10 protein-coding genes are annotated in these 13,590 nt (G+C 73.0%); all 10 read left to right on the top strand.

Translation table 11 applies throughout. The features are described from left to right. Positions 1–96: 96 nt before the first annotated feature. Positions 97–1,254, top strand: coding sequence for an ROK family transcriptional regulator (locus tag ACZ6MA_RS03760; RefSeq protein ID WP_469430760.1), 1,158 nt, complete (start codon positions 97–99; stop codon positions 1,252–1,254). Between the two features lie 48 nt (positions 1,255–1,302). Continuing rightward, a complete protein-coding gene (locus ACZ6MA_RS03765) occupies positions 1,303–2,700 on the top strand; it encodes an ABC transporter substrate-binding protein (RefSeq protein ID WP_469430761.1) in 1,398 nt (465 codons plus the stop codon). 6 nt (positions 2,701–2,706) lie between these two features. Beyond that, a complete protein-coding gene (locus ACZ6MA_RS03770) occupies positions 2,707–3,660 on the top strand; it encodes a carbohydrate ABC transporter permease (RefSeq protein ID WP_469430762.1) in 954 nt (317 codons plus the stop codon). A gap of 6 nt (positions 3,661–3,666) precedes the next feature. After that, positions 3,667–4,533 carry a carbohydrate ABC transporter permease gene (locus ACZ6MA_RS03775; protein WP_469430764.1) on the top strand — a complete coding sequence of 289 codons (867 nt, stop codon included), beginning with the start codon at positions 3,667–3,669 and terminating at the stop codon, positions 4,531–4,533. A 16-nt stretch (positions 4,534–4,549) separates the two neighbouring features. Continuing rightward, the gene (locus ACZ6MA_RS03780) at positions 4,550–5,803 is read left to right on the top strand and encodes a 6-phospho-beta-glucosidase (protein ID WP_469430765.1); all 1,254 of its coding nucleotides are present in this window, start codon (positions 4,550–4,552) and stop codon (positions 5,801–5,803) included. Then, on the top strand, positions 5,800–6,816 hold the full coding sequence (locus tag ACZ6MA_RS03785; protein ID WP_469430767.1) for an N-acetylglucosamine kinase: 1,017 nt from the start codon (positions 5,800–5,802) through the stop codon (positions 6,814–6,816). The genes ACZ6MA_RS03780 and ACZ6MA_RS03785 overlap by 4 nt, the downstream gene beginning before the upstream one ends. A 252-nt stretch (positions 6,817–7,068) precedes the next feature. After that, complete coding sequence (locus ACZ6MA_RS03790) at positions 7,069–8,448, top strand: hypothetical protein (RefSeq protein ID WP_469430769.1); 1,380 nt, start codon at positions 7,069–7,071, stop codon at positions 8,446–8,448. Continuing rightward, a complete protein-coding gene (locus ACZ6MA_RS03795; protein ID WP_469430770.1) occupies positions 8,445–9,488 on the top strand; it encodes a glutamate ABC transporter substrate-binding protein in 1,044 nt (347 codons plus the stop codon). The genes ACZ6MA_RS03790 and ACZ6MA_RS03795 overlap by 4 nt, the downstream gene beginning before the upstream one ends. Positions 9,489–9,625: 137 nt before the next feature. Continuing rightward, entirely contained in the window at positions 9,626–10,951 is a 1,326-nt protein-coding gene (locus ACZ6MA_RS03800; RefSeq protein ID WP_469430772.1) for a hypothetical protein, read from the top strand. Continuing rightward, positions 10,948–13,587: a serine/threonine-protein kinase gene (locus ACZ6MA_RS03805; protein WP_469430774.1), complete on the top strand. Its 2,640-nt coding sequence runs from the start codon at positions 10,948–10,950 to the stop codon at positions 13,585–13,587. The genes ACZ6MA_RS03800 and ACZ6MA_RS03805 overlap by 4 nt, the downstream gene beginning before the upstream one ends. Positions 13,588–13,590: the final 3 nt, after the last annotated feature.

Raw genomic sequence — 13,590 nt, forward strand, 5'->3', positions numbered from 1 at the left:
CTCGATAATAGGAAGGTTTCCTAACAGACTGCACGACACAAGGGCGGGTGCGAAGCCGTGGCCACTACCCCCGGGACACCGCGCGTACTCCGGGCCATGAACGACCGCGCCGCGCTCGATCTGCTCATCACCCACGGCCCCCTCACCCGCACCCGGCTCGGCGAACTGACCGGGCTGTCCAAACCCACCGCCTCCCAGCTGCTGGGCCGGCTGGAGGCCGACGGGCTGGTGGTGAGCACGGGCAGCGTCACCGGACGCCCCGGCCCCAGCGCCCGGCTGTACGAGGTGAACCCGGCCGTCGCGCACGTGGCCGCGCTCGCCGCCGACGAGAACGGCATCACTGCGGCCGTCGCGGACATCACCGGGCACATCACCGGCGAGCACCACATCGAGGCCGACGCCCGCGCCGAGGAGGTACGGACCCGGACGCCCCGGCTGGTCGCCGAGGCCGTGGCCGGGGCGCTGCGGGAAGCCGGGCTCGGGTGGGACGCGCTGCACCGCACGGTCATCGGCACCCCCGGCGCACTCGACCCGCGCACCGGGACCCTGCGCTACGCCCCGCACCTGCCGGGCTGGCACTCGCGCACGCTCCGCGCCGAACTCGCCGAGGCGCTCGGCACCCCCGTGGTCATCGAGAACGACGTCAACCTCGCCGCCATCGCCGAACGGCACGGCGGCTCCGCCCGGGGCTTCGACGACTTCGTGCTGCTGTGGGCCGACGAGGGTGTGGGAGCGGCGATCGTGCTGGGCGGGAAGCCGCTGCGGGGAGCGACCGGGGGCGCCGGCGAGATCGGCTACATGCCGCTGCCCGGTGCCCCGCTCGCCCGCGGCGGACCGGACGCCACGGCCGGACCGGACGGGGGCGGCGGCTTCCAGATGCTCGTCGGCTCGCCCGCTGTGCTCGAACTCGCCCGCACCTACGGCATCGACGCCCCTACCGCCCCCGAGGCACTGGCCCGGGCGGCCGCCGTACCGGGCACCGGCGACAATGTCCTCACCGATCTGGCCAGACGGATCGCCCTCGGGCTCGCGGCGGTGGTGGCAGTCGTCGACCCCGAGCTGGTGGTGCTGTCGGGCGAGGTCTGCCGGGCCGGCGGGCAGCGGCTGTGCGAGCTGGTCGGAGCGGAGATGTCCGGACTCGCCCTGCCACGGCCGCAGTTGCGACTGGGCACCGTGGCACGTTCCCCGATCCTCCACGGCGCGCTCCGCGCCGCGCTCACCGCCACCCGCGACACCGTCTTCGACACCGCCTGACCGGTACCGCCGTTCCCTTCTCCTCCCCCGCAGTGAAAGAGGCCCGCCATGTCGCGCCTACGCAACCGAATACGCCACCGGGTACGCGGCCGGACGGACGACGGGCCACCCGGCGGCCCCGCGCCGGTCCGTCCCGCCGCCCTCCTCCTCACCGCGGTCCTCCTCCTGACGGGCTGCGCCAATCCGGGCACCGGCAGCGACACGGACGACCCGACGGCGCCGGTGACCCTGCGGTTCTGGCACGGGTGGGCGGAGAAGAAGGAGGTCAAGGCGATCGACGCGGCGATCGCCCGGTTCGAGCGGCTGCACCCCAACATCCGGGTCGAGTCCACCGGGAACGTCACCGACGCGACGGTGAACCAGGCCCTGCGGGCGGGCGGCGGCGAGACACCCGACGTCGTGTCGTCCTTCACCACGAACAACGTCGGCCAGTACTGCTCGTCGGGCATGTGGGTCGACCTCGACCCCTTTATGCGGAAGACCGGCCTGGACAAGAAGGCGGTCTTCCCGAAAACGCTGCTGGACTACACCTCCTACGAGGGCAAGCAGTGCGCGCTGCCCCTCCTCGCCGACGCCTACGGCATGTACTACAACAAGGACGCGTTCGAGCAGGCGGGCATCAGCGGTCCGCCGCGCACCATGTCGGAATTCAAGCGGGCCGCCGTCAAACTCACCGAACGGGCCGAGGACGGCTCGTACCGGCGGGTGGGATTCATGCCCAACTTCCAGCTGTACCAGAACAGCCCGGACCGCCTCTTCGCCCAGTGGGGGCCCACCTATTTCGACGCCGACGGCCGGTCCCGGCTCGCCGAGGGAACTGCGGCGAAGGAATTTCTCACCTTCCAGCGGGACCTGGTCACCGCGCTCGGCGGATACGGGCCGCTGGAGACGTTCCGCACCTCCTTCGGGGAGGAGATGTCCACGCAGAACGCCTTTCTGACCGGGAAACTCGCCATGCACCTGGACGGTGAATGGCGCGGGCCCATGCTGAACGACGCCAAGCCCGGTTTCCGGTGGGCCACCGCGCCCCTGCCGGTCCCGGACGACCGGCCCGACACCTACGGGCGCGGCTATCTGACGGGAACCGTCGCCGGAATAGCGCACACCAGCAAGCACCAGAACGCCGCCTGGGAACTGGTGCGCTTCCTGACCGCCGACACCGACCAGGTCGTCGCCTTCGCCAACGCCATTCACAATGTGCCCTCGACGAAGGCCGCGCTCGCCTCACCGAAACTGCACCGCGATCCCGCCCTCACCACCTTCCTCGACATCGCGGGGAACGCCCACAGCACCGGCATGCCCGCGTCCGTCAACGGCAACCAGTACATCCTCACGTTCGCGGATTTCGCCTACGACTCCGAGGCGGGCAGGGTGCGTGATCTCACCAAGGGCCTGCGCGCCCTCGACCGGCAGATAGACGACGACACCCTCCAGTCCCGGGATTGACGAGCCATGGCCCCCCTGCACCCCGCCCCCGAGCTGCGGCGCAAGCACCGGCGTGCCCGGCTGCGCACCCTCGCCTTCCTCTCCCCCTGGCTGGTCGGTTTCGGCGTCTTCTTCGGCTATCCCCTCCTCGCCACCGTCTATTTCTCCTTCATGCACTACAACCAGATCCAGGCCCCGACCTTCGTGGGCCTGCGGAACTGGAAATACGTCCTCGGCCAGATGCCCCTGTTCGGGCCAGCCCTGTGGAACACCCTCTGGCTCGTGGTCGTGATGGTCACCCTGCGCGTCGTCTTCGGCCTCGGCATCGGCATGCTCGTCACCCGGATCAAGACCGGTGCCGGGTTCTTCCGCACGGCCTTCTACCTGCCCTATCTGGCCCCGCCGGTGGCCGCGACCGTCGCCTTCGTCTTCCTCCTCAACCCGGGCACGGGACCGGTCAACGAAGTGCTCTCCACGATCGGTGTCTCCGCGCCCAACTGGTTCAACGACCCGGCGTGGGCGAAACCGTCGCTGGTGCTGCTCTCCCTGTGGGGCATCGGCGATCTGATGGTGATCTTCATGGCGGCCCTGCTGGACGTGCCCAAGGAGCAGTACGAGGCCGCCGAACTGGACGGCGCGGGCGCCTTCGTGAAGTTCCGCTACGTCACCTGGCCGTCGATCACCCCGATCGTGCTGTTCGCGGTCGTGACGGGCGTCGTACAGACCATGCAGTACTACACCCAGGCGCTGGTCGCCGGGAAGCTCGCCTCCGGCGTCGCCGTCGGACCGGGCTCGTCCATCCAGCCCGGCTACCCCGACCACAGCACCCTCACCGTGCCGCAGCTCGTCTACTCGCTCGGTTTCCAGAACTTCAACACCGGCGCCGCGTGCGTGCTCTCCCTCGTGCTCTTCGCCATCGCGATGACCGTGACCTCGCTCCTGATGCGCAAGAACGCCGGCCTGCGAACGGCGGAGGACTGAGCCGACATGACCCACACCCGCACCCGCACCCACGCACCCGCCCGCGGCCGCACCCGTGCCCTGCACTGGATCGCCGTGCACACCACGGCCGTCGCCGCCGCGCTCTTCTTCCTCCTGCCCTTCGTCTTCGTCCTGCTGACCTCCGTCATGAGCGACGAACAGGCCATGAGCGGTGAACTGTGGCCGCACGAGTGGCGGTGGTCCAACTACGCGGAGGTCTTCCACGCCCCCGGATTCCTCGACTGGTGGAAGAACTCACTGATCTACGCGGGACTGGGCACGCTCTTCACCGTGTGCTCCTCGATCCCCGCCGCCTACGCGCTGGCCCGGTTCCGCTTCCGCGGACGCCGCACGGCGATGTCCCTCGTCATCGCGACGATGATGCTGCCGCCGCAGGTCATCGTCATCCCGATGTACCTGGTGTGGGCCCAGCAGCTGCATCTGGCGGGATCCCTGTGGCCGCTGATCATTCCGATGGCGTTCGGCGACGCGTACTCGATCTTCCTGTTGCGGCAGTTCCTGCTGACCATCCCCGCCGAGTACCTGGAGTCCGCGAAGGTCGACGGCTGCGGGGAACTGCGCACGCTGCTGCGCATCGTCGTCCCGATGGCGAAGCCGGGCATCGCGGCGGTCGCCCTCTTCCAGTTCTTCTTCTGCTGGAACGACTACTTCGGGCCGCAGATCTACGCGGCGCAGAACCCGAACGCCTGGACCCTGGCCCTGGGCCTGGAGACCTTCAAGAGCGCGCACAACGTCAACTGGAACCTGACCATGGCGGCGACGCTGCTGGTCATGGCCCCGGTGGTCATCGTTTTCTTCTTCGCACAAAAGGCCTTCGTCGAAGGCGTCACTCTCACCGGAGTAAAGGGCTGATGTCCATGAGGCTCGTATGAAACTCGCCGTGGTCGGCGGAGGATCGACCTACACCCCCGAACTCGTCGACGGCTTCGCCCGGCTGCGGGACGTCCTGCCGCTGACGGAACTCGTCCTGGTCGACCCTGCGGCGGACCGGCTGGAGCTGGTCGGCGGGCTCGCCCGGCGGATCTTCGCCAGGCAGGGCCACCCCGGCCGGATCTCCTGGACCGCGGATCTGGACGCGGGCGTCGACGGCGCCGACGCGGTCCTGCTGCAACTGCGGGTCGGCGGACAGGCGGCCCGGCAGCAGGACGAGACCTGGCCGCTGGACTGCGGCTGCGTCGGACAGGAGACGACGGGCGCGGGCGGCCTCGCCAAGGCGCTGCGCACGGTGCCGGTGGTGCTCGACATCGCCGAACGGGTCCGGCGGCGCAACCCGGACGCCTGGATCGTGGACTTCACCAACCCCGTCGGGATCGTGACCCGGGCCCTGCTGAGCGCCGGCCACCGGGCCGTCGGGCTGTGCAACGTGGCCATCGGCTTCCAGCGGAAGTTCGCGGCTCTGCTCGGCGTCGCCCCCCGGGACGTCACCCTGGAGCACGTGGGGCTGAACCACCTCACCTGGGAACGGTCGGTGCGGGTCGGCGGGGAGGACGTGCTGCCCAAGCTGATCGCCGAGCACGGCGAGACGATCGCCGCCGATCTGCGCATGCCGCGCAAACTGCTGGACCGGCTCGGCGTCGTGCCCTCGTACTACCTGCGCTACTTCTACCAGCACGACGCCGTCGTGCGGGAGCTGCGCGGCGGCCCCTCCCGGGCCGCCGAGGTGGCCGGGATGGAACGGCGGCTGCTGGCCCTGTACGCCGATCCGGCGCTGGACGCGAAGCCGGAGCTGCTGGCGAAGCGGGGCGGTGCCTTCTACTCGGAGGCCGCCGTCGCCCTGACGTCGTCCCTGCTGCGCGACACCGGCGACGTCCAGGTGGTCAACGCCTTCAACGGCGGCACGCTGCCCTTCCTCCCCGACGACGCGGTCATCGAGGTCCCCGCCTCGGTGGACGCGCGCGGCGCGCACCCGCTGCCGGTGCGGCCGGTGGAGCCGCTGTACGCCGGGCTGATCGGGCACGTCACGGCCTACGAGCGACTGGCCCTGGAAGCGGCCCTGAAGGGCGGCCGCGACCGGGTGTTCGAGGCCTTGCTCGCGCACCCGCTGGTGGGACAGATCAGTACCGCGGACCGGCTGACCGACGACCTCCTCGCACACAACCGGGAGTACCTCACGTGGGCATGAGTGACCAGGCGGAACCGGCCTCCCCGGCGGCCGTCCCGGGGGCCGTGCTGGCCATCGACGCGGGAAACAGCAAGACCGACGTGGCGGTGGTGGCCGCCGACGGCACGGTCCTCGGCGAGGCGCGCGGCGGTGGCTTCAGGCCGCCGGTGGTGGGCACCGAGCAGGCGGTGGCGATATTGGTGCCGCTGGTCGCCGAGGCCGCGTCCCGGGCGGGCTGGTCCGGGCCGCTGCACGTGGAGCACGTCCAGGCCTGTCTGGCCAACGCCGATCTGCCGGTGGAGGAGCAGCGGCTCACCGCGGAGATCCGCGCGTACGGGTGGGGGCGTTCGGTCACCGTCGCCAACGACACCTTCGCGCTGCTGCGGGCGGGCCTGCCCGACGAGGGCGAGCCGACGGGCGTCGCCGTCGTCTGCGGCGCGGGCATCAACTGCGCGGGGCTGGCCCCGGGCGGCCGTATCGCGCGCTTCCCCGCGATCGGCCGGCTCTCCGGCGACTGGGGCGGCGGCGGGCATCTGGCGGAGGAGGCGCTGTGGTGGGCGGCCCGGGCCCACGACGGCCGGGGCGACCCGAGCGCCCTGGCCCAGGCCGTGCCCGAGCACTTCGGACTGCCGGACATGCCCGCCCTGATCGAGGCCCTGCACCTGGGCGGGGTGTCGGACGGGCGCCGGCACGAACTGACGCCGCTGCTGTTCGCCGTGGCCGCCGACGGAGACCCGGTGGCCCGGGCGATCGTCATCCAGCAGGCGCGGGAGATCGTCACCATGGCCGCCGTCGCGCTGGGCCGGCTGGGGCTGCTGGAGGCGGAGGTTCCCGTGGTGCTGGGCGGTGGGGTGCTGGCGGCCCGGCACCCGCTGCTGCTGGAGCAGATCGAGACGCTGCTCGCGGAGCGGGCCCCCGCAGCCCGGCCGGTGGTCGTCACGGCACCGCCGGTGCTGGGGGCGGGGCTGCTGGCACTCGACCACGTCGGGGCACCGGGCACGGCCCACGTCCGCTTGCGCGCTCACTACGCGTAGCTCTCCCGCGCCCCCGCCGGCAGGGGAGGCGGGGGCGCGGGAACCGGACGCGGGGCGCTCGCGTGGAGAGAGGGAGGGGAACGGGCGGAGGACGGCCCGCGGGGAACGGCTCGGCACCACCGACCAAGATCACGGTCTGACAAGATCGATGCAATACCGGTGTTTTTGTCAGTTCTCGCGGCCATACTGCTGGCCGGGCACCCGTACCCCGCCGACGGGCGGGGGGTGCCCGGCGACCGAGGGGGAGGTCTCGTGTCACACCCGCAGCCGAGCGGCGGCGTTCCGGGTCCCGGGCCCGGGCGTACGGCATGGCGCGAGGGGCTCGACCGGCTGCGGGCCGCGGCGATCACCGAGCCTGGGCGGCTGCGCGGCATCGGGGCGGTGCTGGCCGGACTGCTGATCGCCTTCGGGGCGGTCACCGCCTGGCAGGTCGACGACCGGGTCGCGGCCTCGGACGCCGTGGTCGCCAACAGCCAGCCGCTGAGCGCCGACGCCGCCGATATCTACCGCTCGCTCGCCGACGCCGACACCACCGCCGCCAGCGGTTTCCTGGCGGGCGGCCAGGAGCCGCGCGCGGTGCGCCAAAGATACGAGCGGGACATCGCCCTCGCGTCCGAGCTGCTGGTGAAGGCCGCGGCCAATACCGAGGGCTCGGCCTCCGCACGCGAGCAGATAGCGAAACTCAACGAACAACTTCCGCAATACACCGGTCTGGTGGAGTCGGCTCGCGCCAACAACCGCCAGGGGCTGCCCCTCGGCGGCGCCTATCTGCGCTACGCGGGCGACCGCATGCGCGAGGAGCTGCTGCCCGCCGCCCGCCGGCTCTACGAGGCGGAGACCGGCCGGCTCGGCTCGGACTACGCCGACGCCGAGCGCTGGCCCTGGGCCGCCCTCGGCGCCGGCGTCCTGACCCTCGCGGCGCTCGGCTGGGCCCAGCGCCGCGAATACCTGCGCACCCACCGCGTCTTCAACCACGGCCTGCTCGGCGCCAGTGCCGCCACCACGGTGGTGCTGCTGTGGCTGGCCGTCGGGCACGGGGTGGCCCGCGCGGAGCTGCGGGACTCCTACGACCACGGCGCCCGGTCCCTCCAGGTCCTCAACGAGGCCCGCATCGCCTCCCTCCAGGCCCGGGGCGACGAGAACCTCACCCTCGTGGCGCGCGGCGCCGTGCTCACCCCCGGCGGCGACGACGCCTACGAGGCGAGCTACCGGGCGGGCATGCGCCGGCTCGTCGGCGGCGACCGGGGCGAACCCGAGCGCGGCACCCTGCTGGAGCGGGCCGGATCCCTCGCCGACGACACCGCCGGCCGCGACCCGGTGGCCCGGGCGGTCGAGGACGTCCGCCGGTGGCAGCGGCGGCACGGCGAGGCCCGCACCGCCGACGACGGCGGGAACTACGAGCAGGCCCTGCCGAAGGTGATCGGCGAGCGGGGCAGCACGGGCGAGTCCTTCGACCGGGTGGACGACGCGCTGCGCCGGGCACTGGCCCACGAGCAGGGCGAGTTCCGCCGCGCGGCGGACGACGGGCGCGGAGCGCTCGCGGGGCTGACGGCCGGCGCCGCCGTGCTGGCCGTGCTGGGGGCGGCGGGCGCGGTGCTCGGCATCGGCCGCAGGCTGTCGGAGTACCGATGACGCGGGGAGGCGGGGCGTTGAGGACACGGGACGAGGCCCGGCGCGGGGCGGCCGCGTGGGCCGCGTGGGCCGTTACGGCGGCGGTGTGCGCGCTGGCCGCGGCGGTGGCGCTGCTGCTGCCCGGCCCGGCCGGGGCCGGCGCCCGGGGCGGCGAACGCCGCACGGACGGGGCGGCGGCGGGCCCACGGGTCCCGGCGGCCGCCGCGAAGTGCCAGGATCCCGAGGCCAGCCTCCGGCCCGGGGGCGGCACGGGCGGCACGGGCGGCGCTGCCGGCACGGACGGCACGGCCGTGCGGCGGATCAAGGAGCGCGGGCGGCTGATCGCGGGCGTCGACCAGAACAGCTTCCGCTGGGGCTACCGCGACCCGGCCAACGGCCGGCTGAGCGGCTTCGACATCGACCTCGTCCGGGCCATCGCCCAGGCCGTCCTGGGCGACGCCGACAAGGTCACCTTTCTCGCGATCCCCACGAACCAGCGCATACCCGCCCTGGAAAAGGGCAAGGTGGACATCATCGCCCGCACGATGACCATCAACTGTGACCGGATCAAGCAAGTCGCCTTCTCCACCGCCTATTTCGAAGCGGGCCAACAGGTACTGGCCCCCAAAGACTCACCGATCAAGGCATTCGACGACACTTTGAAGGGGAAGAAGGTCTGTACGGCCAAGGGATCCACGGGGGAGAGCGAGCTGACCGAAGAATCACACGGCGCGACGGTGCTGACCGTGCCCAATCAGCTCGACTGCCTGGTGCGGCTCCAACTCGGCCGGGTGGACGCGGTGATCACCGACAACGCCCTGGCGGCCGGGCAGGCGGCCCAGGACCCGTCGCTGCGGCTCGTCGGTAAACCGTTCACCACCGAACCGTACGGCGTGGCGATGAATCTCCGGGACGCCGACCTGGTACGCCGGGTCAACGAGGTTCTGGAGGAGTACCGCCGCGGCGGAACCGCCAGTGCGTGGATGCGGGCCTACGAGAAGTGGCTCGCCCATGAACTCCCGGGAATCACCGGCCCGCCGGTGCCCAAGTACAAGGACTGACGGACACGACGAGCACAGGGCCCGGAGGGACCCGCCGGACCGGGCATCCGGACCGGCGTCTTCGGGAAGGCGTCCCCGCGAAGGCGGGAGCCGCAGCGGACGTACGCGGCACGGGCCGCGGACAGGAGAGGGGACCGATGGCGGTCGCGGGGCCCACCGGGCCGGCCTTGAGCCGCGAGGAGGTGGACCGTGCGCTGGCGAGACTGGGCGCCGAGCACGAGGCCGTCGAATCCTCGCTGCTCGCCCTCCAGGACCACGCCGGCCGCCGTCTTCTGGAGGGCGCCGAGCTGACCGGCGCCACCAAGAGCCGGTGGGCGGTCGCCGAGCAGCTCATCACCCAGTTGTGGACGCACTTCGACGTCTACACCGACGTCCTGACCACCGCCCGCGAACTGCGCGCCCGCCGCCGCTGGCCCACCCAGGGCGAACTGGCCGAACTCACCGACCTGCTGCGCGGCAGCGGCATCACCCTGCCCGGCGGCGGCACCCCGGCCCTCGCCCCCACCCTCGCTCCCGCCGCCGCGCGGCTCAGCGAGCGGCTGAGCCTGACCGAGCTGGTCGACCGGATGAACGGCTGGTACGCGGAGGCGCTCGACGTCGTCGTCACCGCCGACGCCGTCTGGTCCGCGCTGCCCGCCCGGATCGACCTGCTCGCCGCCGAGCTGCGGCGCACCCGCTCCCTGGCCCACTCGGTGGGCGTGCGCCCCGGCGAACACCCCTCCGGCGACGACCTGGAACAGATCACCCACGAGCTGACCTCGCTGCGTGCCGAGGTGATATCCGATCCGCTCGCCTTCTGGTCCGGCGCCTCGCCCAGCTCGGCGCCCGGCGGCGGCCGCCCGGACACCGCCCGCTACGACCGTGCGGCCCGTGCCCTGGAGGAGGTGCGGCGCGAGATCGAGGCCGTCCTCGACGTCCGCCAGGACGCCGAGCAGCGGCTGATGCGGGTGCGCGACGTGCTCTCCCGCGCGGACCGCACCCTGAACGAGGCCCGGCAGGCACGCATGGAGGTCCTCTCGAAGATCGCCGGGTCCGACGTGCCCGCCGTCTCCGGTCCGCCGACCGCGCTGTACGAACAGCTGGCGGCCGCCGCCGACCAGCGCCGGCGCGCCCAGTGGCACCGGCTCTCCCCGCTCCTGGAAAGCCTGGAGGAGCGCTCCGAGGAGGAGCTGCTGCGGGCCCGCGAGTCGTTGACGGCGGTGACCGCGCCGCTGGCCGTCCGGGCCGAACTCCGCGGCCGTCTCGACGCGTACAAGGCGAAGGTCACCCGGCACGGGCTGGCGGAGGACCCTTTCCTCACCGAGCGGTACGACGACGCGCGCCGCCGGCTGTGGAGCGCGCCCTGCGACCTGATGGCCGCCGAGGATGCCGTGCTGCGCTATCAGCGGGCGGTGGCCGAGACGCTGTCGCCGCCCGCCGGGGCCTCGGCGCACGAGCCCACCGACCGTAGGGGGGAATCATGAACAGCGCCTGCCAGCGGCCCGGCTGCGCCGGGACGTACGAGGACGTCGGCGGCGGTGAGCGGTACTGCGACACCTGCGGGCTCGCACCCGTCGTCACCCCGGTGGGGACGCTCTCCTCGCCGTCCACGGGCGTCACCGGCGGCGGGCGGGCGGGCATCAGCCGCGTCGGCTCCCCGGGCGCGGGCGGCGCGTTCGCGGCGGCGGGCCCGCACTCGCCCGAGCCGTCGGAGCGGTCCGGGGCATCGGCGTCGGCATCAGCGTCCGGTGCCTCCGCGCGATCGTCGTCCCGGTCGTCGTCGCGCTCGTCCTCCCGCTCGTCGTCGCGGTCGTCGGGGTCCCGCCGGTCCGTCTCGGGGCGGCTGTCCCGGTCGCTGTCCGGGGGTTTCGAAGGGACCACGTCGCCCTCGGTGTCGGCGCGCAGCTCGCACTCCTCCGGCGCCGCCTCCGGGCGCAACAAACTGGGCGCGGGCCTGGTCTCCCTGCCCGGCGTGCCCCGCCCGGACCCCCGGGCGGCGGTGCTGGCGAACCCGGAGGTGCCCGAGCGCAAGCGGTTCTGCAGCAAGAGCGACTGCGGCGCGCAGGTCGGCCGTTCGCGCGGTGACCGCCCCGGGCGCACCGAGGGCTTCTGCACCAAGTGCGGGCACCCCTACTCCTTCGTCCCGAAGCTGCGCCCGGGCGATGTGGTCCACGGGCAGTACGAGGTGACGGGCTGTCTGGCGCACGGCGGCCTCGGCTGGATCTACCTCGCCGTCGACCGGGCGGTCTCCGACCGCTGGGTGGTCCTCAAGGGCCTGCTCGACACCGGTGACGAGGACGCGCTCGCCGTCGCCCTCTCCGAGCGGCGCTTCCTCGCGGAGATCGAGCACTCCAACATCGTCCGCATCTACAACTTCGTCGAGCACCTCGACCAGCGGACCGGCAGCCTCGACGGCTACATCGTGATGGAGTACGTCGGCGGCAAGTCGCTGAAAGAGATCGCCAACGAACGACGGCAGCCCGACGGGCGCCGCGACCCGCTGCCCGTCGAGCAGGCCTGCGCGTACGGCATCGAGGCACTGGAGGCGCTCGGCCATCTGCACAGCCGCAATCTGCTCTACTGCGACTTCAAGGTCGACAACGCCATTCAGCAGCAGGACCAGCTCAAACTCATCGACATGGGTGCGGTCCGGCGGATGGACGACGACAGCAGCGCGATCTACGGCACGGTCGGCTACCAGGCCCCGGAGATCGCCGAGCTGGGCCCGTCGGTGGCCTCCGACCTGTACACCGTGGCCCGCACCCTCGCCGTGCTCACCTTCGACTTCCAGGGCTACACCAACGTCTTCGCGGACCGGCTCCCCGACCCCGAGCACATCGAGGTCTTCGCCCGCTACGAGTCCTTCTACCGGCTGCTCGTGCGGGCCACCGACCCCGATCCCGGGCGGCGGTTCGCGTCCGCGGCGGAGATGGCGGAGCAGCTCACGGGCGTGCTGCGGGAGGTCGTGGCGCTCCAGACGGGTCGGCCGCGTCCCGCGCTGTCCACGCTGTTCGGCCCGGAGCTGCGGGTGGTGGACACCCGGCTGTTCGCGGAGCGGACGGACGTCACCTCCACACTGGGCGGCCGGAAGCGCCGCGGGCGCCGCACGTCCGCGACCCGGCCCTTCGGTGCCGTCCCCGCCGCGCGCCCGGCCGCCCCGGCCGCCGCCGTCCCCACGGTCGTCGCGCTCGACGCCCGGGCCGCCGCCCTGGCCCTGCCCGTCCCCCTCGTCGACCCGGCCGACCCCAACGCGGGCTTCCTCGCCGGACTGCTCGCCTCCCGGCCGGCCGAGGTCCACGCGGCGCTCCAGGCCGCGCCCGTCACCTCCCCGGAGGTGCGGCTGCGCCGGCTCCGCGCGCAGCTGGAACTCGGCGAGAACGAGCAGGCGGCCCAGGCCGTCGCCGAACTCGACGCCGCGCACCCCGACGACTGGCGGGTCGTCTGGTACCGCGGGCTGCACGCGCTCGCCTCGGGGCGCCACGAGATCGCCGCGCTGTCCTTCGACGCCGTCTACGACGCGTTCCCGGGCGAACCCGCCCCGAAGCTGGCCCTCGGGCTCTGCGCGGAGGTGCTCGGCCAGCTCGACAACGCCGCCGAGTACTACCGCCTGGTGTGGACGACCGACCCGAGCTTCGTCAGCGCCGCCTTCGCGCTGGCCCGCGTGCGGTTCGCCGCCGGGGACCGTGCGGGCGCGGTACGGGCCCTGGAGTCCGTGCCGGAGTCCTCCATCCACTACACGGCGGCGCGCGTCGCGGCGGTCCGGGCCCGGCTGCGCGACCGCCGGGTGCAAGACGCGCTGCTGGAGGACCTCACGGCCGCCGCCGGGCAGGTGGAGCGGCTCGCGGACTTCGGTTTGGACGCCGTGCGCCGCGAACAGCTGTCCACGGAGGTGCTGGGCAGCGCGCTGGACTGGGTGCTGTCCGGCAGCCCCGGCGCGCCGGGCGGACCCGGCGCGCCACCGGGCCCGCGCACGCTGCTCGGCAGCGGACTGGACGAGCGGGGGCTGCGCTTCGGGCTGGAACGCTCGTACCGCGTGCTCGCCCGGCTCGCCCAGCGCGGTGACGAAAGGATCGAACTGGTGGAGCGGGCCAACCGTTTCCGCCCCAGGACATGGGTGTGATCG

It is taken from the genome of Streptomyces sp. NPDC042259 (assembly GCF_055582085.1).